Origin of the sequence: Enterobacter chengduensis, from assembly GCF_001984825.2 — a bacterium.
In the GTDB taxonomy this organism is placed as follows: Bacteria; Pseudomonadota; Gammaproteobacteria; order Enterobacterales; family Enterobacteriaceae; genus Enterobacter; species Enterobacter chengduensis.
Genome location: NZ_CP043318.1, coordinates 2,343,938 through 2,362,791 on the forward strand (window position 1 = coordinate 2,343,938; position 18,854 = coordinate 2,362,791).

15 protein-coding genes and 2 pseudogenes are annotated in these 18,854 nt (G+C 57.1%); 9 read left to right on the forward strand and 8 right to left on the reverse strand.

Going from position 1 to position 18,854, the window contains the following annotated elements; translation table 11 throughout:
- Positions 1 to 3,156 (forward strand): multidrug efflux RND transporter permease subunit OqxB, encoded by a 3,156-nt coding sequence (gene oqxB, locus FY206_RS11560; protein WP_032640458.1) that lies wholly within the window; start codon positions 1 to 3, stop codon positions 3,154 to 3,156.
- A 97-nt stretch (positions 3,157 to 3,253) separates the two neighbouring features.
- Here oqxB and oqxR read toward each other — a convergent pair whose 3' ends face one another.
- The gene (gene oqxR / locus FY206_RS11565; RefSeq protein ID WP_032640456.1) at positions 3,254 to 3,733 is read right to left on the reverse strand and encodes an efflux pump transcriptional repressor OqxR; all 480 of its coding nucleotides are present in this window, start codon (positions 3,731 to 3,733) and stop codon (positions 3,254 to 3,256) included.
- Between the two features lie 293 nt (positions 3,734 to 4,026).
- On the opposite strand from oqxR, the gene FY206_RS11570 reads away from it, so the two are divergent.
- Complete coding sequence (locus FY206_RS11570) at positions 4,027 to 5,742, forward strand: SulP family inorganic anion transporter (protein WP_080283005.1); 1,716 nt, start codon at positions 4,027 to 4,029, stop codon at positions 5,740 to 5,742.
- A 44-nt stretch (positions 5,743 to 5,786) separates the two neighbouring features.
- Here the strand turns inward: FY206_RS11570 and dmsD are convergent, their stop codons facing one another.
- From dmsD to FY206_RS11585, 3 genes and pseudogenes are all read right to left on the reverse strand, one after another.
- Entirely contained in the window at positions 5,787 to 6,401 is a 615-nt protein-coding gene (gene dmsD / locus FY206_RS11575) for a Tat proofreading chaperone DmsD (protein ID WP_032640455.1), read from the reverse strand.
- Positions 6,402 to 6,494: 93 nt separating this feature from the next.
- Positions 6,495 to 8,934 (reverse strand): annotated as a pseudogene (gene ynfE, locus FY206_RS11580) (selenate/tellurate reductase subunit YnfE).
- A 131-nt stretch (positions 8,935 to 9,065) separates the two neighbouring features.
- Positions 9,066 to 9,332, reverse strand: coding sequence for a DUF1161 domain-containing protein (locus FY206_RS11585; RefSeq protein WP_032640453.1), 267 nt, complete (start codon positions 9,330 to 9,332; stop codon positions 9,066 to 9,068).
- A gap of 104 nt (positions 9,333 to 9,436) precedes the next feature.
- On the opposite strand from FY206_RS11585, the gene FY206_RS11590 reads away from it, so the two are divergent.
- On the forward strand, positions 9,437 to 10,147 hold the full coding sequence (locus FY206_RS11590; RefSeq protein WP_032640451.1) for a YnfC family lipoprotein: 711 nt from the start codon (positions 9,437 to 9,439) through the stop codon (positions 10,145 to 10,147).
- A gap of 100 nt (positions 10,148 to 10,247) precedes the next feature.
- On the opposite strand, the pseudogene speG reads toward FY206_RS11590, so the two are convergent.
- A pseudogene (speG, locus tag FY206_RS11595) lies at positions 10,248 to 10,806 on the reverse strand (spermidine N1-acetyltransferase).
- Complete coding sequence (locus FY206_RS11600) at positions 10,806 to 11,144, reverse strand: DUF1283 family protein (protein WP_045890288.1); 339 nt, start codon at positions 11,142 to 11,144, stop codon at positions 10,806 to 10,808. The pseudogene speG and the gene FY206_RS11600 overlap by 1 nt, the downstream one beginning before the upstream one ends.
- A gap of 152 nt (positions 11,145 to 11,296) precedes the next feature.
- Between FY206_RS11600 and FY206_RS11605 the strand changes: the two genes are divergently transcribed.
- From FY206_RS11605 to FY206_RS11625, 5 genes are all read left to right on the forward strand, one after another.
- On the forward strand, positions 11,297 to 11,623 hold the full coding sequence (locus tag FY206_RS11605; RefSeq protein WP_032640446.1) for a YnfA family protein: 327 nt from the start codon (positions 11,297 to 11,299) through the stop codon (positions 11,621 to 11,623).
- A gap of 112 nt (positions 11,624 to 11,735) precedes the next feature.
- The gene (gene rspA / locus FY206_RS11610; RefSeq protein WP_032640444.1) at positions 11,736 to 12,950 is read left to right on the forward strand and encodes a starvation-sensing protein RspA; all 1,215 of its coding nucleotides are present in this window, start codon (positions 11,736 to 11,738) and stop codon (positions 12,948 to 12,950) included.
- Positions 12,951 to 12,964: 14 nt separating this feature from the next.
- A complete protein-coding gene (locus tag FY206_RS11615; protein ID WP_032640442.1) occupies positions 12,965 to 13,984 on the forward strand; it encodes a Zn-dependent oxidoreductase in 1,020 nt (339 codons plus the stop codon).
- A gap of 72 nt (positions 13,985 to 14,056) precedes the next feature.
- Entirely contained in the window at positions 14,057 to 15,424 is a 1,368-nt protein-coding gene (locus tag FY206_RS11620; RefSeq protein WP_032640438.1) for an MFS transporter, read from the forward strand.
- 219 nt (positions 15,425 to 15,643) lie between these two features.
- Positions 15,644 to 17,107, forward strand: a complete 1,464-nt coding sequence (locus FY206_RS11625; RefSeq protein ID WP_032640436.1) for a mannitol dehydrogenase family protein — start codon at positions 15,644 to 15,646, stop codon at positions 17,105 to 17,107.
- A 43-nt stretch (positions 17,108 to 17,150) separates the two neighbouring features.
- Here FY206_RS11625 and ydfZ read toward each other — a convergent pair whose 3' ends face one another.
- Positions 17,151 to 17,354: a putative selenium delivery protein YdfZ gene (gene ydfZ, locus FY206_RS11630; protein WP_014883679.1), complete on the reverse strand. Its 204-nt coding sequence runs from the start codon at positions 17,352 to 17,354 to the stop codon at positions 17,151 to 17,153.
- Positions 17,355 to 17,642: 288 nt separating this feature from the next.
- Between ydfZ and FY206_RS11635 the strand changes: the two genes are divergently transcribed.
- Positions 17,643 to 18,074, forward strand: coding sequence for a universal stress protein (locus tag FY206_RS11635; RefSeq protein ID WP_032640434.1), 432 nt, complete (start codon positions 17,643 to 17,645; stop codon positions 18,072 to 18,074).
- Positions 18,075 to 18,109: 35 nt separating this feature from the next.
- On the opposite strand, the gene FY206_RS11640 is transcribed toward FY206_RS11635, so the two are convergent.
- Positions 18,110 to 18,796 carry a GntR family transcriptional regulator gene (locus FY206_RS11640; RefSeq protein ID WP_045890291.1) on the reverse strand — a complete coding sequence of 229 codons (687 nt, stop codon included), beginning with the start codon at positions 18,794 to 18,796 and terminating at the stop codon, positions 18,110 to 18,112.
- Positions 18,797 to 18,854 lie beyond the last annotated feature (58 nt).

The following is an 18,854-nucleotide window of genomic DNA, read 5'->3' on the forward strand; positions in this document are numbered from 1 at the left end:
ATGGACTTTTCCCGCTTTTTCATCGACAGGCCGATTTTTGCCGCCGTCCTGTCGATTCTGATTTTTATCACAGGACTGATCGCCATCCCGCTGCTGCCGGTGAGCGAATACCCTGACGTCGTGCCGCCAAGCGTGCAGGTGCGCGCGGAGTACCCGGGCGCCAACCCGAAAGTGATTGCCGAGACCGTGGCGACGCCGCTGGAAGAGGCGATCAACGGCGTTGAGAACATGATGTACATGAAGTCCGTCGCGGGCTCCGACGGCGTGCTGGTGACGACCGTCACTTTCCGTCCGGGAACCGACCCGGATCAGGCGCAGGTTCAGGTGCAAAACCGCGTCGCGCAGGCCGAGGCGCGTCTGCCGGAAGACGTAAGGCGTCTGGGCATTACCACCCAGAAGCAGTCCCCGACGCTGACGCTGGTGGTGCATCTGTTCTCGCCCGGCGGTAAGTACGACTCCCTGTATATGCGCAACTACGCCACGCTGAAGGTGAAGGACGAGCTGGCGCGCCTGCCCGGCGTCGGCCAGATCCAGATTTTCGGCTCCGGCGAGTACGCGATGCGCGTCTGGCTGGATCCCAACAAGGTGGCGGCCCGCGGGCTGACCGCGTCGGACGTGGTGACGGCGATGCAGGAGCAGAACGTGCAGGTGTCCGCCGGGCAGCTTGGCGCCGAGCCGCTGCCGAAGGAGAGCGATTTCCTGATCTCCATTAACGCCCAGGGCCGTCTGCATACCGAAGAAGAGTTCGGCAATATTGTCCTGAAAACGACGCAGGACGGTACGGTTGTTCGCCTGCGCGACGTAGCGCGTATCGAAATGGGGTCCGGGAGCTATGCGCTGCGTTCTCAGCTGAATAATAAAGACGCGGTCGGGATTGGTATCTTCCAGTCTCCGGGGGCGAACGCCATCGATCTTTCTAACGCGGTGCGCGCGAAAATGGACGAACTGTCCACGCGCTTCCCGGCGGACATGAAGTGGGCGGCACCTTACGATCCGACCGTTTTCGTGCGCGATTCCATCCGCGCGGTGGTGCAAACGCTGCTGGAAGCGGTGGTGCTGGTGGTGCTGGTGGTGATCCTGTTCCTGCAAACCTGGCGCGCGTCGATCATTCCGCTGATCGCGGTGCCGGTGTCGGTGGTGGGCACGTTCAGCATTCTTTATCTGCTGGGCTTCTCGCTGAATACCCTGAGCCTGTTCGGGCTGGTGCTGGCTATCGGCATCGTGGTGGATGACGCCATCGTGGTGGTGGAAAACGTCGAGCGCAATATCGAAGAGGGGCTTGCGCCGCTTGCGGCGGCGCATCAGGCGATGCGCGAAGTGTCCGGGCCGATTATCGCGATTGCGCTGGTGCTGTGCGCGGTGTTTGTGCCGATGGCGTTTCTCTCCGGCGTTACCGGGCAGTTCTACAAGCAGTTTGCGGTGACGATCGCCATTTCCACGGTCATCTCCGCCATTAACTCGCTGACGCTCTCTCCGGCGCTGGCGGCACTGCTGTTAAAACCGCACGGCGCGCCGAAAGATTTCCCGACCCGGCTTATCGATCGTCTGTTCGGCTGGATTTTCCGTCCGTTTAACCGCTTTTTCCACCGCAGCTCGAACGGCTATCAGGGGCTGGTGGGCAAAACGCTGGGACGACGCGGCGCGGTATTTGTGGTGTATCTGCTGCTGCTCTGTGCCGCAGGCGTCATGTTTAAGGCGGTGCCCGGCGGGTTTATTCCGACCCAGGACAAGCTTTACCTGATTGGCGGCGTGAAGATGCCGGAAGGCTCTTCGCTGGCGCGCACCGACGCGGTGATCCGCAAGATGAGCGAAATCGGGATGAATACCGAAGGCGTGGACTACGCGGTTGCGTTCCCGGGGCTGAACGCGCTGCAGTTCACCAACACGCCGAATACCGGAACGGTCTTCTTTGGCCTGAAGCCGTTCGATCAGCGTAAGCATACTGCGGCGGAAATTAACGCCGAGATCAACGCGAAAATTGCGCAAATCCAGCAGGGCTTTGGCTTCTCCATTCTGCCGCCGCCGATTCTGGGGCTGGGGCAAGGGTCAGGCTATTCGCTGTACATCCAGGATCGCGGTGGTCTGGGCTATGGCGCGCTGCAAAATGCGGTGAACACCATGTCCGGCGCGATTATGCAGACGCCGGGAATGCACTTCCCGATCTCAACCTACCAGGCTAACGTGCCGCAGCTGGACGTGCAGGTCGACCGCGATAAGGCCAAAGCGCAGGGCGTATTGTTGACCGATCTTTTCGGTACGCTGCAAACCTATCTGGGCTCGTCGTACGTGAATGACTTTAACCAGTTCGGGCGCACCTGGCGCGTGATGGTGCAGGCCGACGGGCAGTTCCGCGACAGCGTGGAAGATATTGCGAACCTTCGTACCCGTAACAGCCAGGGCGAAATGGTGCCGATTGGCAGCATGGTGAAAATCACGACCACCTACGGGCCGGATCCGGTGATCCGCTACAATGGCTACCCGGCGGCGGACCTGATTGGCGATGCCGACCCGCGCGTGCTCTCTTCCACGCAGGCGATGACGCAGCTGGACGCGATGTCTAAGCAGATCCTGCCGAACGGGATGAACATTGAATGGACCGACCTGAGCTTCCAGCAGGCCACGCAGGGCAATACGGCGCTGATCGTCTTCCCGGTCGCGGTGCTGCTGGCGTTCCTGGTCCTGGCAGCGCTGTATGAAAGCTGGACGCTGCCGCTGGCGGTGATCCTCATCGTGCCGATGACCATGCTCTCCGCGCTGTTTGGCGTCTGGCTGACCGGTGGCGATAACAACGTGTTCGTGCAGGTGGGGCTGGTGGTCCTGATGGGGCTGGCCTGTAAAAACGCCATTCTTATCGTGGAGTTTGCCCGCGAGCTGGAAATTCAGGGCAAAGGCATTATGGAGGCCGCGCTGGAGGCATGCCGCCTGCGCTTACGCCCGATTGTGATGACCTCCATCGCCTTTATTGCCGGGACCATTCCGCTGATCCTCGGCCACGGCGCGGGCGCTGAAGTGCGCGGCGTTACCGGGATCACCGTGTTCTCCGGGATGTTGGGCGTAACGCTGTTTGGTCTGTTCCTGACGCCGGTGTTCTACGTGACGCTGCGTAAGTTCGTCACGCGCGGGAAAAAAGAGGAAAGGGAAGTGCTGCCCGCGTAGAGACGTTGCAGATAATAAAAAACCGCCTTCACGATGAAGGCGGTTTTTTTACATCAGAATGCAGGCCGGGTAAGCGCAGCGCCACCCGATAAAATGGTTACGACGTCTTTTGATACTGGGCAATAAGCTCGGGGAGCGGATCGCACCCGCTGCTGTCGGCGTTTTTAACCTCTTCCAGCGCGCTTGCCACGGTATGACGGGCAAGCACCGCCAGCGAAGCCTCCTCGGCCTCTTCGGAAATCGACTTAAAGTACCAGCAGGCGTTAGCGCTGACCACGCAGCGGGCCGGTACGTCCGGGCGCGACGCCCACAGCTTTTTATCTTCGATGACCGACAGGTAGATGTCGCGCAGGGTAATCTCTTCCGGCGGGCGGCCAAGGTGAATTGAGCCGTTACGGCCCAGCGTCGAAACGATAATGCCGTCACGCGTCAGCGGAACCATCAGTTTGCGGATAAAGCTCGGGTTGGCTTCCAGGCCGTAGGCCAGAATTGCACTCGTCGAACGTTTACCTAATTGCTCCGCCATCGCTACGCTGAGAACCATCTGCAAAGCTGTCGGGAAGCGGTAATCTAACATTTCTCTTTCCTGGGTCGCGGTGAATCTTGTTCTTTTTGGCACCGCAGAGGTGAATAAGCAATAAACAACAATATAACAAACAGGGGAATTTTTTTGAAGCAATCTGCGGCATTTGCGATCAATCACCCTGTTTCGGTTTAGCTAAACGTGCGGTTCTGGACGTCAACGCCCTAAATCAAAGGGCTTTATCAGCAACTGAGAGGCCGCTTCTCAGTCCGGAGCATTTGAAAACCAGAACCTCACTGAAAAGTGTGCCAACATTTCCCAGGTAATATCAATATCCGGAGAACAACGTGTTCGGGAAACTGTTGTTAAACTACATGCCAGGCTTACAAAACTTGTTAGCCTACGATAAAAGCTGGCTAAAACAGGATGTTAAGGCCGGGTTATCCGTTGCGGCTGTCGCGCTACCCGTTGCGATTGCATACGCTGAGCTGGCGGGCGTTGGGGCAATCGTGGGGCTCTATTCCTGCGTGTTACCGATGATCGCGTATGCCCTGTTTGGCTCTTCACGTCAGCTTATTGTTGGCCCTGATGCCACGACCTGCGCGGTGATTGCGGCCGTCGTATTTCCGCTTTCTGCGGGCAATCCCGAACTGCACTGGCAGCTGACCATCATCATGACGCTGATGATGGGCGGGTGGTGTCTGCTTGCCAGTAAATTTCGCCTGGGCGCGCTGGCCGATCTCCTTTCTCATCCCATTCTTACGGGGTTGCTTAATGGCGTCGCCGTGACGATTATTGTCGGGCAACTGGGCAAGGTTTTAGGGATCAGGCTAGATGAAGCGCAGGTTATTGAGAAAATCATGGCCTTGCCGGGCCGGCTTTCCGAAAGCCATCTATTAACCATAGGGATATCGCTTTTAACGTTAGGTATTTTAATCGCGATCAAAACGTATCGTAGCCAGTGGCCAGCGCCGCTGATTGCCATCGTGTTGACAACGTTACTGGTGTGGGGGACATCCGCCCAGCAGTATGGTATCGCTACGATTGGTGGTGATGGCTTCCAGTCTGGTTTACCCGTGGTTAACTGGGGGGCGTTCCAGCCGGGGCCGATGCGTGATTTAGTGATCCCGGCGCTGAACCTGGCGTTGGTCAGTTTTGTCAGCCTAATGCTGACCGCCCGCAGTTTCGCCGCGAAAAATGGCTATGAAATTAATGCTGATGCCGAGTTTCGGGCGCTGGGTATTGCGAACATTATGTCGGGGCTATCTCAGGGGTTTGCTATCAGCGGTGCCGATTCCCGGACCGCGGTGAATGATTCCGTTGGGGGGAAAAGCCAGCTGGTCTCCATCGTCGCCGCCTTACTCATCGGTATCGTGGTGGTCTTTTTCACTCAGCCATTACAGTTTATTCCGGTATCTGCATTAGGTATTGTTCTAATGTATGCGTCGTGGTCATTAATTGATCTACGTGGATTATGGAACCTGCGGCGGAGAAATAAGCAGGCATTTCGCCTCGCCTTTTTCACGTTTGGCTGCGTTTTAATTATCGGCGTGATCCAGGGCATCGGCCTGGCGGTGTTGCTTGGCCTGCTGCAGTTCCTGCGTACCGTCTTTCGTCCCTCGGAGCACTTACTGGGCACTGATGAAAACGGAATGATTCACTCATTGGGTAATACGGCCGATATTAAAATGGTTCCCGGCGTGCTGATGTATCGATTTAACTCACCGTTGACCTATTTTAATGTGGCCTATTTTAAACGCCGGGTATTGAACCTGGTTGACGGTGCGGCATTACAGCCTAAATGGGTGGTCATTGATGCCGTCGCGTGCTTCACCTATTCAGACATCAGCGTGCTGGCAACCATTAATGAGCTGAAGCGTGACCTGAAGGGTCGAAAGATTACGTTAATCCTTGCGGGCAGGAAAACGGAGTTAACGCGCTGGTTTAAGGAGAGTCGGCCAACAATGAATGATGATGACATGATTCTGGCGCCAGACCTCTATCTGGCGCTGCGGTTCATTCAGAGCAAAGAGAGCGTGAGTGAATCAGGCGGAGAGGTTTAAACCCTAACCTGGCTTGCCCGCCACCCGCGAGCAAGCCACGTCCCTTACCGATACAGCGTCTTTTCCGCAACCGGAATAAGCAGTTGGGATCGCCACTCTGCCAGCGTCAGCTGCGCAAGCTTGCCCAGCGCGGTATAAAACGGATGCCCGGCGTTATCGACAAATTCCGACAGGAAGCGGGTGCTCCACGGCAGCAGGTGCCACGCCAGGAGCTGGTCGCACTCCGCATCGCGGCCATTTTCAGCCAGCCACGCCGCCAGCAGCAGCAGCGTACCGAAGTGATCTTCCGGCTCATTCTGCTGCATCTCAAACGCGATAGCGTTCTCCCGCATCCACTGGCGCAGCGCGAGGGTCGAGTCGCCAAACAGCACGGATTCGCGATCCAGCCAGACGGAACCCCACGGCGGAGCGGGCAGGGCGTAAGGGCCAATAAACAGCCGTTGCCACGCGTCCGTCAGCGGCTCATCGCAAGGTGCGGCAAAGGTATCCGCGACGGGCTGCAGCGTTTCCGGCGGCAGAGGCCAGTCCGGAACCCATACGCCTGCGGTCAGGGCCTGCACCAGCGGCGCGGCCTGCTCGCTGTCCGGCGCGAAATAAAACAGCGCGCCCAGCACCCGGGCGCTGAACGCGAACGATTCACGATGTGAGGCGTCTTTCATTAAATCTTCCTTGTTCGCGCGGAGGGCGTCCGCGCGACTGTGTTAACCGATAATACAAACCATAGAATAAACCGCGGCCACGCAATGCACCCACTACACCTTTTCGATCTGTACCAGATTGGTGTGCTGCGGGTTGCCTTTCGCCAGCGGAGAAGGACGATGGGTCGTCAGCGTGTTGATGCATGAGCCGTGGTCAATACGATCGCCACGCATATCGGCATCGTGCCAGGCACCCTGGCCCATGGCGCTTACGCCGGGCATGATGCGCGGCGTCACTTTCGCCTCAATTCGTACCTCGCCGCGAGTGTTAAAGACGCGCACCGTATCGCCGTTCTTAATCCCGCGTTTTTCGGCATCGACAGGGTTAAGCCAGACCTCCTGGCGGCAGGCCGCTTTCAGCACGTCGACGTTGCCGTAACTCGAGTGGGTACGTGCTTTAAAGTGGAAGCCAAACAGCTGCAGCGGGTATTGCGCGCGCTCGGGTGCATCCCAGCCGTCAAAGGTCGAGGCGTAGACGGGCAGCGGGCTGATGGTCTCATCTTTTTCCAGCTCCCAGGTGGACGCGATCTTCGCCAGCTTGCTGGAGTAAATTTCAATCTTGCCCGATGGCGTCTTCAGCGGATTGGCTTCCGGGTTTTCGCGGAATTTTTTATAGGCCACAAAGTGTCCGTTCGGATCTTTGCGCATTATAAATGCCCATTTTTTTCAGCTGATCATAGGACGGCAGCTGAGGGTCTTTTTCGAGCATTTTGGCATACAGGAACTGCAGCCACTGTTCCTGCGTCCGTCCTTCGGTAAATTTCTGATGGATATCCGGCCCGAGGCGTTTTGCCACCTCGCTCATGATCCAGTAGATGGGCTTACGCTCGAACTTCGGCGCGGTCACGGGCTGGAGGAAAATGAGGTAGCCCATATTCCCGGCATAATCGTTAGGAATGATGTCTTCCTGCTCGACGGTCATCAGGTCCGGCAGCAGGATATCGGCATACTTCGCCGACGACGTCATGAAGTTGTCGATGACGACAATCATTTCGCACTTGCCGTCATCCTGCAGGATATCGTGGGTTTTATTGATATCGGAGTGCTGGTTGATGAGGGTGTTGCCCGCGTAGTTCCAGATGAACTTAATCGGCACGTCCAGCTTAGCTTTCCCACGCACGCCGTCGCGCAGGGCGGTCATCTCCGGCCCGCGGGCGATGGCGTCCGTCCAGCTGAAGCAGGAAATTTGCGTTTTGACCGGGTTGTCCGGCAGCGGCATGCGCTCGATGGTGATGGTGTAGGTTGACTCACGCGCGCCGCTGTTTCCGCCGCTGATGCCCACGTTTCCGGTGAGGATCGGCAGCATCGCGATGGCGCGGGACGTCAGCTCGCCGTTCGCCTGGCGCTGTGGACCCCAGCCCTGGCAGATGTAGGCCGGCTTCGCTGAGCCAATCTCGCGGGCAAGCTTAACGATACGATCGGCGGGAATACCGGTGATGCGGGAGGCCCACTCCGGCGTTTTTGCGGTGCCGTCATCGCCCTGGCCGAGAATGTAGGCTTTATAGTGACCGTTAGCCGGCGCGCCTTCCGGCAGCGTTTTTTCATCATAGCCAACGCAGTATTTATCCAGGAACGGCTGATCGACCAGATTTTCGTTGATTAATACCCATGCAAGACCGGCCACCAGCGCGGCATCGGTCCCTGGACGGATCGGGATCCATTCGTCTTCTCGTCCGGCGGCCGTGTCGGTGTAGCGCGGGTCGATAACGATCATGCGCGCGTTAGACCGCTCGCGAGCCTGCTCCAGATAGTACGTAATTCCGCCGCCGCTCATGCGGGTTTCCGCCGGGTTATTGCCGAACATCACCACCAGCCTGGTGTTTTCGATATCCGAGGTGCTGTTGCCGTCGTTGCTGCCGTAGGTGTAGGGCATCGCGCAGGCAATTTGCGCCGTGCTGTAGGTGCCGTAGTGGCTCAGGAAACCGCCGTAGCAGTTCATCAGGCGCGCCACCAGCGAAGCGTAAGGGGAGGAGCGGGTGATATTGCCGCCGACAATCCCGGAGGAGTAGTTTATGTACACCGCTTCGTTGCCGTACTTAGCGACAACGTTTTTCAGGCTGGCGGTGAGGGTATCCAGCGCTTCATCCCAGGAGATGCGCTCAAACCTGCCTTCGCCACGTTTGCCCACGCGCTTCATCGGGTAGTTCAGACGGTCAGGATGATTGATACGACGACGAATAGAACGGCCGCGCAGGCAGGCGCGGACCTGATGATCGCCATAAATATCTTCACCGGTGTTATCCGTTTCGACCCAGTACACTTCGTCATCACGGACGTGCAGTCGCAGGGCACAGCGGCTGCCGCAGTTGACCGAGCAGGCGCCCCATACGACCTTTTCTTCTGCAGGCTGAACGGCGTTCTTCACCGCTGCGGCGGCGCTTTTTAAACCAAAAGGAAGCGAGATCCCACCGGCGGCAAGCGCCAGAGAACCTATTGCAGTAGATTTCACGAGAGTTCGACGGCTAATTCCGCCGTGATTTTCACTATCGGACATGGCTCACCCCATCATTATAATTGCGTATTATTTTTCCCGAAATGATAACCGGGCTAATGATGGGGTGAGTGTTACTTATTTGGGGGTATTAAATCTTAATCCTCATCAATTCAAAGGAGATTGAGGCTAAATTACTGAGATTCAGCAGCCCCGCCGCCGGTTCGGGTGTACAAAATTTTAAAGGTGTCGTTGGCGCAGTGGCCTACCACCTGCGTGCCCGCCTGGTCAGCCTGATCGTTCGGCACAATGGTCAGGGTAAAACCTGATTCAGGTACGCCGTTGTTGACTATCTTCTGCTGAATGTCGCTTTTCACGCGCTCGCAGGAGTCCGGTGCCGCCAGCGCGGCGGTTGAGGCACTCATTAACAGCAGGGCGGTAATCCAGGGTAACCGTTTCATCTGTTGCTCCTTTTCTCTGTGTGTAGATTTATTCTAGCAGGCTTCGTGTAAACAACTGTATTTGCTAATATGATTGGGAATAATCTCCCTGTACGGTAATCAATGTGAAGAAATACGCCGCGATAACGCTACTGGCAGCAACACTGGTGGGGTGCGACAACAGCACCGCGCCGCTGTCGTTTACGCCCGAGATGGCGAGCTTTTCAAACGAGTTTGATTTTGATCCGCTGCGCGGCCCGGTCAAAGACTTTACCCAGACCCTGTTCAACGAGAAGGGCGAAGTATCTAAGCGGGTCACCGGCACCGTCTCGACGGAAGGGTGTTTCGACACGCTGGAGCTGCACGACCTGGAGGCCAACACCGGCGTGGCGCTGGTGCTGGACGCCAATTACTACCTTGATGCGGAAACCCAGCAGCGCAAAGTGAAGCTGCAGGGGAAATGCCAGCTGGCCGAGCTGCCGTCAGCCGGGGTGACGTGGGATACCGACGACAACGGTTTTGTGGTGGCGGCGCACGGCAAAGAGATGGAGGTGAAGTATCGCTACGACGCGGATGGCTACCCGCTGGGCAAAACCACCGTCTCCGGGGATCGGCATCTTTCCGTCCAGTCGACGCCGTCTAAAGATCTGCGCAAAAGAATGGATTACTCGGCAGTGAGCGTGCTGAATGACAAGCCGCTGGGCAACGTGAAGCAGAGCTGCGACTACGATCGACACAACAACCCGGTGAGCTGCGATCTGACCATCACGGACGACAGCGTCAAACCGGCCGTCGAGCGCAAGTACACCATCAAAAACACGATTGAATACTACTGAGCAATGTATTGATATTATTGCACAGTGTAGGCCGGGTAAGCGCAGCGCCACCCGGCAATAAAGACCGCGCCATTGTTGATGACAGGGGCTGTCATCCCTCTCATTGCGCGGTCGGTTTCAGCAGGCTGGCGTGACGGTTTATGCCCGGCCAGATGCTGATGCTGGAAGATGCACATGCGGATGGTATTGCGGTATTCACCGTTGATGAAGAACTCGTGAATCAGCTCCCCTTCTACCATAAAGCCCAGCTTGCGGTAGATATGGATCGCTTTCTCGTTCTCTTTGTCCACAATCAGGTACAGCTTGTAGAGGTTCAGAACGTTGAATCCGTAATCCATCGCCAGCTTCGCCGCCCGTGAGGCCAGGCCTTTCCCCTGATGCTCAGGGGAGATGATGATCTGAAACTCCGCCCGACGGTGAACGTGGTTGATCTCAACCAGCTCCACCAGCCCGGCTTTTTCGCCGCCACACTCCACCACAAAACGACGTTCGCTCTGATCGTGAATGTGCTTATCGTAAAGATCGGACAGCTCAACAAAGGCCTCGTAAGGCTCTTCGAACCAGTAGCGCATCACGCTGGCGTTATTGTCGAGCTGATGGACGAAGCGCAGATCTTCCCGCTCCAGCGGACGGAGCTTAACGTCACACGAGGCCGACATTACGGGGCTACCGTGCGGCCAGTGCGGCGATCCAGGCAGCGCAGGGTGTTAGGCTCCCAGTAGGCATTGACGTTCGCGCTTTGCTGACACTTATCGCGCGCGTCAAAAGCGACATCTTCTTTGTCCCACTCTTTTTCAGCACGTTTGTTGACCTTCTGTCGAAGGCTGCGGGTGTCATTCCATTGTTCTTTGTCCATGGCGGCATTCTGGCGGCTTTGCGCGCTGTCACCAGACTCAATAACGAGCTTGCTGGTTTCCGCTGTCGCAGAGGCGGCAAAAGCGAAAGATGACATCGCCAGCAGGGCCGTCAGACAAAGGCGTTTGCTTAATGTGGTCATAGCGTTTCCTTTTAAATGGGTGCAGATAATCAAGTTACCCCGTACAGATTCTACACTAAAGCGAAATAAGGTCATACCCGCGGGGCAAGTATGGAAAAGTAAGGGGCATCATCAGGTATGATGTCTAAATAATTCCTCACCTGACGTGAAATATGCTTAAAACGACGCTGCTTTTTTTTGCCACCGCGCTGTGCGAAATCATCGGCTGCTTCCTGCCCTGGATCTGGCTGAAAAAGGGAGGTAGCGCATTATTGTTGATCCCGGCGGGGGTTGCGCTTGCCCTGTTTGTCTGGCTGTTAACCCTGCATCCGGCGGCCAGTGGGCGCGTTTACGCGGCTTACGGCGGTGTTTATGTGTGTACTGCGCTGCTGTGGCTACGGGTGGTAGACGGCGTAAAACTCAGCGCGTACGACTGGGCCGGTGCGCTGATTGCCCTGTGCGGTATGCTGATTATTGTCGCGGGATGGGGGCGGGCCTGAGCCCCCGTATTTTTGTGACCGTTCGCTGATTTTATGATCATAATACTTGTATGGTAGTAGGGTTGGTGGGTAAATTTCCAGCATCACAACGACCGATGTAAGGAAAGGAATTATGAAGATTGTCGCGGCTGACGTGTTTGTTACCTGCCCGGGGCGGAACTTTGTCACCCTTAAAATCACCACCGACGAGGGGATTGTTGGCCTCGGTGACGCTACGCTAAACGGGCGAGAGCTGTCCGTGGCCTCCTACCTCAAGGATCACCTCTGCCCCCAGCTGATTGGCCGCGATGCGCACCGCATCGAAGACATCTGGCAGTTCTTCTATAAGGGGGCCTACTGGCGTCGCGGGCCGGTCACCATGTCGGCCATCTCCGCCGTGGATATGGCGCTGTGGGATATCAAAGCCAAAGCGGCCAACATGCCGCTCTACCAGCTGCTGGGCGGCGCATCCCGCGAGGGGGTCATGGTCTACTGCCACACCACCGGGCACACCATTGACGACGTGCTCGAAGACTACGCCCGCCATAAAGAGATGGGCTTTAAGGCGATCCGCGTCCAGTGCGGCGTGCCGGGCATGAAAACCACCTACGGCATGGCCAAAGGAAAAGGGCTGGCCTACGAGCCCGCGACCAAGGGCGACTGGCCGGAAGAGCAGCTGTGGTCCACCGAAAAATATCTCGACTTCACGCCGAAGCTGTTCGACGCGGTGCGCAATAAATTCGGCTTTAATGAACATCTCCTGCACGACATGCACCACCGTCTGACGCCAATTGAAGCGGCGCGCTTCGGCAAAAGCATCGAGGAATTCCGCATGTTCTGGATGGAAGATCCCACGCCTGCCGAAAATCAGGCCTGCTTCCGCCTGATTCGCCAGCACACCGTCACGCCCATTGCGGTGGGCGAAGTGTTTAACAGCATCTGGGACTGCAAGCAGCTCATCGAAGAGCAGCTCATCGACTATATCCGCACCACCATTACCCACGCGGGCGGGATCACCGGGATGCGCCGCATCGCGGACTTCGCGTCGCTCTATCAGGTGCGAACCGGCTCGCACGGCCCGTCGGATCTTTCACCCGTCTGCCACGCGGCCGCGCTGCATTTCGACCTGTGGGTGCCGAACTTTGGCGTGCAGGAATATATGGGCTATTCCGAACAGATGCTGGAGGTCTTCCCGCACGGCTGGCGCTTTGATAACGGCTACATGCATCCGGGCGACAAGCCGGGGCTGGGCATTGAGTTTGATGAAAAGCTGGCGGCGAAATACCCGTACGATCCGGCCTATCTGCCGGTAGCCCGTCTTGAAGACGGCACGCTGTGGAACTGGTAAGCGAGGAGCAAACGATGAAAAGCGTAGTGATTCAACAGCCGAACGAACTGGTGATTGAGGAACGGCCACTCCCGACGCCGGGCGCAGGTGAAGTCCGCGTCAAGATTAGGCTGGCCGGGATCTGCGGGTCGGACAGCCACATCTACCGCGGCCATAACCCCTTCGCAAAGTATCCGCGCGTGATTGGCCATGAGTTTTTTGGCGTGATTGATGCCGTGGGCGAGGGCGTTGACGCTGCCCGACTGGGCCAGCGCGTCTCGGTTGATCCGGTGATCAGCTGCGGGCACTGCTACCCGTGCTCCGTCGGAAAGCCCAACGTCTGTACCTCGCTGGTGGTGCTGGGCGTCCATCGCGACGGCGGCTTTAGCGAATACGCGACCGTGCCCGCAAAAAACGCCTGGCCCATCCCGCATGCGATACCGGATAAACACGCCGTTATGATCGAGCCCTTCACCATCGCCGCCAACGTGACGGGGCAGGCGAATCCGACTGAACAGGACGTCGCGCTGATTTACGGTGCGGGCCCGATGGGGCTGGTCACCGTGCAGGCGCTGAAAGGCGTCTATCGGGTGAAGCAGGTTATCGTGGTTGACCGCATCGATGAGCGCCTGAAAATGGCCCAGCGCAGCGGCGCGGACTGGGTGCTGAATAACGGCGAGCAGTCTCTGCAGGCCGCGCTGGACGAAAAGGGCATTAAGCCGACGTTAATCATTGATGCCGCCTGCCATCCGTCGATTTTGCAGGAAGCGATAACCCTGGCCTCTCCGGCGGCGCGCATCGTGCTGATGGGCTTCTCCAGCGAGCCGAGCCAGATCGTTCAGCAGGGCATCACCGGCAAAGAGCTGGCGATATTTTCCTCGCGCCTCAATGCCAACAAATTCCCGGTCGTCATCGACTGGCTGAAAAAAGGGCTGATCGACCCGGAAAAACTGATCACCCATACCTTTGACTATCACCACGTTACGGACGCCATTGAACTGTTTGAGAAAGACCAGCGGCAGTGCTGCAAGGTTCTGCTCACGTTCGGCCAATAATCAATTACGCGGTTAAGAGCCCGCGCAGACGGGCTCTATGTGGTACGCATCTTACCTTCAGAGATAGCCATTATGACGCAAGCACAACCTCAAAGAACCACCTCCGATCTGGTGAAAGCCGCCGTTTCCGGCTGGCTGGGCACCGCCCTGGAGTTTATGGACTTTCAGCTTTACTCGCTGGGGGCCGCTCTGGTCTTCCACGAGATCTTCTTCCCGGAACAGTCGGCCGCGATGGCGCTGATCCTGGCGATGGGAACCTACGGCGCAGGCTATATCGCACGTATCGTCGGTGCCTTTATTTTTGGTCGCATGGGCGACAGCATTGGCCGTAAGAAGGTGCTGTTTATCACCATCACCATGATGGGGATCTGCACCACGCTGATTGGCGTCCTGCCGACCTACGCGCAGATCGGGATTTTTGCCCCGGTTCTGCTGGTGACGCTGCGTATTATTCAGGGCCTGGGCGCCGGGGCGGAGATCTCCGGGGCCGGGACCATGCTGGCAGAGTACGCGCCGAAAGGAAAACGCGGCATCATCTCCTCGCTGGTGGCGATGGGCACTAACTGCGGGACGCTGAGCGCAACGGCGATCTGGGCGGTGATGTTCTTTGCTCTCGACCGTGAAGAGCTGATTGCCTGGGGCTGGCGCGTGCCGTTCCTCGCCAGCGTGGTGGTGATGATCTTCGCCATCTGGCTGCGTATGAACCTGAAAGAGAGCCCGGTCTTTGAGAAAGTAAACGATGCACAAACCGTACAGCCGGACACCTCGCTGGGTTCAATGGTGAAAAGCAAATCCTTCTGGCTGGCGACCGGCCTGCGTTTCGGTCAGGCGGGCAACTCGGGTTTAATCCAGACGTTCCTTGCCGGCTATCTGGTCCAGACCCTGCTGTTCGATAAGGCCATCCCTACCGATGCGCTGATGATCAGCTCCATTCTCGGGTTTATCTCCATCCCGCTGCTGGGCTGGCTTTCCGATAAAGTGGGGCGCCGTCTGCCGTACATCATCCTCAATATCTCCGCCATTGTGCTCGCGTATCCGATGCTGTCGATCATCGTCGATAAGAGCTATGCGCCGGGGACGATCATGCTCTGCATCATCGTTATCCATAATTTTGCCGTACTGGGGCTGTTTGCGCTGGAAAATATCACCATGGCGGAGATGTTTGGCTCGCGAAACCGCTTTACCCGCATGGCGATTTCCAAAGAGGCAGGCGGTCTGGTGGCGGTGGGTTTTGGTCCGGTACTGGCGGGGATCTTCTGCAATATGACCGGCTCCTGGTGGCCGATCGTTGCCATGCTGGTGGCCTATTCCACGATTGGGCTGTTATCGGCGATCCTGATGCCGGAAGTGCGCGACCGTGATTTGAGCGCGGCGCAGGACGCTGCTGAGTCCGCACCCGTTGAGAGCGTGGGTTACGGCGCGGTCTCCACGCGGCGCTGATGGTTTACAGCCTGCGTGACTTATCACACAACTTTATCTTTATGTCACACCACATGCGTAAAAGTTAATATAAATCAAAAACTCAAACGGCAGTATCAGTATGGTTGATGGCAGTGATTTTTTACCCCAACTGCCATTCTAGTTGGTGTAGTCAGCAGGCGCTGCCGCTTTACCCAAAGCGGCAGCGATCCACCGCTTTCTAATTAACGAGTCATAATTATGGAAAATACCTTATTACAGGCCAACGCGACGCTGCCTCAGTACGATCGCAACAGCCTTAACGCACGCATCGTTCATTTAGGCTTTGGCGCATTTCACCGCGCGCATCAGGCCGTGTATGCCGACATTCTCGCCGCGGAACACGGCAGCGACTGGGGCTACTGCGAGGTTAACCTGATTGGCGGCGAACAGCAGATTGCCGATCTGCACGCGCAGGATAACCTCTATACCGTGGCGGAGATGTCTGCCGACGCGTGGACGTCCCGCGTGGTGGGCGTGGTCAAAAAGGCGCTGCACGCGCAGGTTGACGGGCTGGAGAGCGTGCTGGCCGCGATGTGCGAACCGCAGGTGGCGATTGTCTCACTGACCATCACCGAAAAAGGCTACTGCCATTCTCCCGCAACCGGGCAACTGATGCTCGATCATCCATTCATCGCCGCCGACCTGCAAAACCCGCACCAGCCAACATCCGCGCCGGGCGTGGTGGTGGAAGCGCTGGCGCGTCGCAAAGCGGCGGGTCTGCCGGCGTTTAGCGTGATGTCCTGCGATAACATGCCGGAGAACGGCCATGTGATGCGCAACGTAACCTGCTCCTATGCCCGGGCGGTAGACGGCGAGCTGGCGGACTGGATCGAGGCTAACGTCACCTTCCCGTCAACCATGGTGGATCGCATCGTACCCGCGGTGACGCCCGACACGCTGGATAAAATCGAAAAGCTGACCGGCGTGCGCGACCCGGCGGCAGTCGCCTGCGAACCGTTCCGCCAGTGGGTCATCGAAGACAGCTTTGTGGCGGGGCGTCCCGAGTGGGAAAAGGCCGGTGCCGAACTGGTGTCAGACGTCATCCCGTTTGAAGAGATGAAGCTGCGCATGCTCAACGGCAGCCACTCCTTCCTGGCGTATCTCGGTTATCTGGCCGGTTATCAGCATATTAATGACTGCATGGAAGATGCGAACTATCGCGCCGCGGCGCACGCGCTAATGCTCAACGAGCAGGCGCCTACGCTGAAAGTGAAGGGCGTCGATTTAGGCCGCTATGCCGATCTGCTGATTGCCCGCTACAGCAACCCGGCCCTGCGCCACCGCACCTGGCAGATCGCGATGGACGGCAGCCAGAAGCTGCCGCAGCGCATGCTGGATTCCGTGCGCTGGCACATGGTGCACAAGAAGCCGTTCCCGCTGCTGGCGCTGGGCGTGGCAGGGTGGATGCGCTATGTCGGCGGCGTGGACGAGCAGGGTAACGCGATTGACGTGAGCGACCCGCAGCTGGCGGTGATCCAGGCGGCGGTGAAGGGCAGTGCGGAAGGGGAAAGCCGGGTCAAGGCGCTGCTCGGCATTGAGGCCATCTTTGGCAAGGAACTCCCGCGTGAAGCAGGCTTTGTTGATGCGGTCATGAAGGCGTACGTGACGCTGCTGCAAAAGGGCGCGAAAGCGACCGTGGCGCAGTACGTTTCTCAACGCTGATTCAGCACATGCCGCCGTGCGCGGCGGCATGTCTGCGCACCGTTTAGTGCATACCAAGGCGAATCAGCTCAATCGGCTCGAACTTACCTTCGCATCCTTCCACTTCAACCGTTTTGCTGCGGCGTACCTGCGCGGCATCCAGCCCGTCGCTGTGTATCGCTTTAATCACGCCGGTTTTACCCGTGCCGCTAATCATGACGCGGCTGCCGGTGGTGATTGCATTGCGGTTACGGTCGTATGTCATCATGGTATTTTCTCCTCTCTAACCTGTTCGTTACGGCGTTATTTCAGGTTTTGCCGTTCACGGGGCATATAAATACGCCTGTCCGCGGCGCATGTTTTTGTTTTTGATCAAACTCACACTTTTTTCTTTATTTCCTCCGGTGCTGACGGTTCAGGACGGTAATTTACAAAGCAGACCGTTATTTTCATTAACTGATAGTTTCAGCAGGGAAGCGTTTAGGGTTGGTTTATATTCCAGGTGCCATTCTGGGTACAGGAAATAACCCTTTCATCGGAATAAGGAGTCAGGCTTATGTATAAGAAGATTTTGATGCCTGTTGACGTGTTTGAAATGGATTTGAGCGACAAAGCGGTTCGCCACGCGGCAAACCTTGCGAAGGCGGAGGGCGCCTCGATTACCCTGGTCAATATCCTGCCGGCCAGCAGCCGGTCCCTGCTGCGCGGATTTAACGCCGATATTAAAAAGTTCGAAGAATATATGACGGAGGAATCCGGCAAGAAAATGAACGCGTTAAAAAGGCTGTTCGATATCTCGCCGGAGAAAATTGACACGCTGGTTCGCTTTGGCAACGTCCGCGATGAAATTATCAGTCTCAGCAAGGAAGGAGAATATGACGCAATCGTCATCGGGTCGAAAAATCCGGGCATCTCCACCCATCTGCTGGGATCAAATGCCGAATCTATTTTGCGCTACGCCACGATCCCGGTGTTGGTTGTTCGCTAACCCCATCGCCGCGCCCGAAAGGGGGCGGCGCAATATTACTCTTCGCTAAACCACTCGCTATTTTCCTGACGAATCAGCTGTACGGATTCGCTAATTTCCTGCAGATGCAGCGTCATCGCTTTTTCCACGCCGTCCGGGTCGCGTTTTTCCAGCGCGCTGAAAATATCGTGATGCTGTCGAAGCAGCATTTCCGGCGGGGAGACGTGATCGAGGCTCATATAGCGCACGCGGTCAATGGTGGCCTTGATGTTTTCGATAGTGTCCCAGGCCAGCTGACAATCCGCAATTTGCGCCAGCTTCTGGTGGAACTCATCGTCAAGCAGGAAGAAATCATTCAGCTGCTTGCGGTAAATCGCAATGCGCTGCTGATGGAGGTTCTGCTCCAGCAGGTAACACTGGTTGTCATTGATAAGCGTTGCGGCCCGGCGGGCGACGGCGCATTCAATGGCCTGGCGAACGAAACACCCGTTGCGTACCTGAGAAAGCGAAATTTTGTTCACGTAGCTGCCGCGCTGCGGGCGAATTTGGATCAGGCCGTTTTCAGCAAGCTTGATAAACGCTTCGCGCACCGGCTGACGGGAAACGTCAAAACGCACGGACACCTCTTTTTCAGAAAGCGGCGTGCCGGGTGGGATCAGGCAGTGGACAATATCACGCCGCAAAATGCGATAAATTTGCTGGTTTACGGGCTGGGTAGGATTGAGTTGCGATTCAGCGGCCATGAGTTGTCATTTCTCAGAGAGTTAGCCTGAACATACTACCATTCTTTTAGCTGCCGAA

Excerpts from the sequence above, each read along its gene's own strand:
- FY206_RS11640 (WP_045890291.1), bottom strand. The coding sequence starts at position 18,796 with ATGGCCGCTGAATCGCAACTCAATCCTACCCAGCCCGTAAACCAGCAA.
- oqxB (WP_032640458.1), top strand. The coding sequence starts at position 1 with ATGGACTTTTCCCGCTTTTTCATCGACAGGCCGATTTTTGCCGCCGTC.
- FY206_RS11585 (WP_032640453.1), bottom strand. The coding sequence starts at position 9,332 with ATGAAACGGTTACCCTGGATTACCGCCCTGCTGTTAATGAGTGCCTCA.
- FY206_RS11615 (WP_032640442.1), top strand. The coding sequence starts at position 12,965 with ATGAAAAGCGTAGTGATTCAACAGCCGAACGAACTGGTGATTGAGGAA.
- FY206_RS11605 (WP_032640446.1), top strand. The coding sequence starts at position 11,297 with ATGCTTAAAACGACGCTGCTTTTTTTTGCCACCGCGCTGTGCGAAATC.
- FY206_RS11600 (WP_045890288.1), bottom strand. The coding sequence starts at position 11,144 with ATGACCACATTAAGCAAACGCCTTTGTCTGACGGCCCTGCTGGCGATG.
- FY206_RS11635 (WP_032640434.1), top strand. The coding sequence starts at position 17,643 with ATGTATAAGAAGATTTTGATGCCTGTTGACGTGTTTGAAATGGATTTG.
- FY206_RS11625 (WP_032640436.1), top strand. The coding sequence starts at position 15,644 with ATGGAAAATACCTTATTACAGGCCAACGCGACGCTGCCTCAGTACGAT.
- ydfZ (WP_014883679.1), bottom strand. The coding sequence starts at position 17,354 with ATGATGACATACGACCGTAACCGCAATGCAATCACCACCGGCAGCCGC.
- FY206_RS11620 (WP_032640438.1), top strand. The coding sequence starts at position 14,057 with ATGACGCAAGCACAACCTCAAAGAACCACCTCCGATCTGGTGAAAGCC.
- rspA (WP_032640444.1), top strand. The coding sequence starts at position 11,736 with ATGAAGATTGTCGCGGCTGACGTGTTTGTTACCTGCCCGGGGCGGAAC.
- dmsD (WP_032640455.1), bottom strand. The coding sequence starts at position 6,401 with ATGAAAGACGCCTCACATCGTGAATCGTTCGCGTTCAGCGCCCGGGTG.
- oqxR (WP_032640456.1), bottom strand. The coding sequence starts at position 3,733 with ATGTTAGATTACCGCTTCCCGACAGCTTTGCAGATGGTTCTCAGCGTA.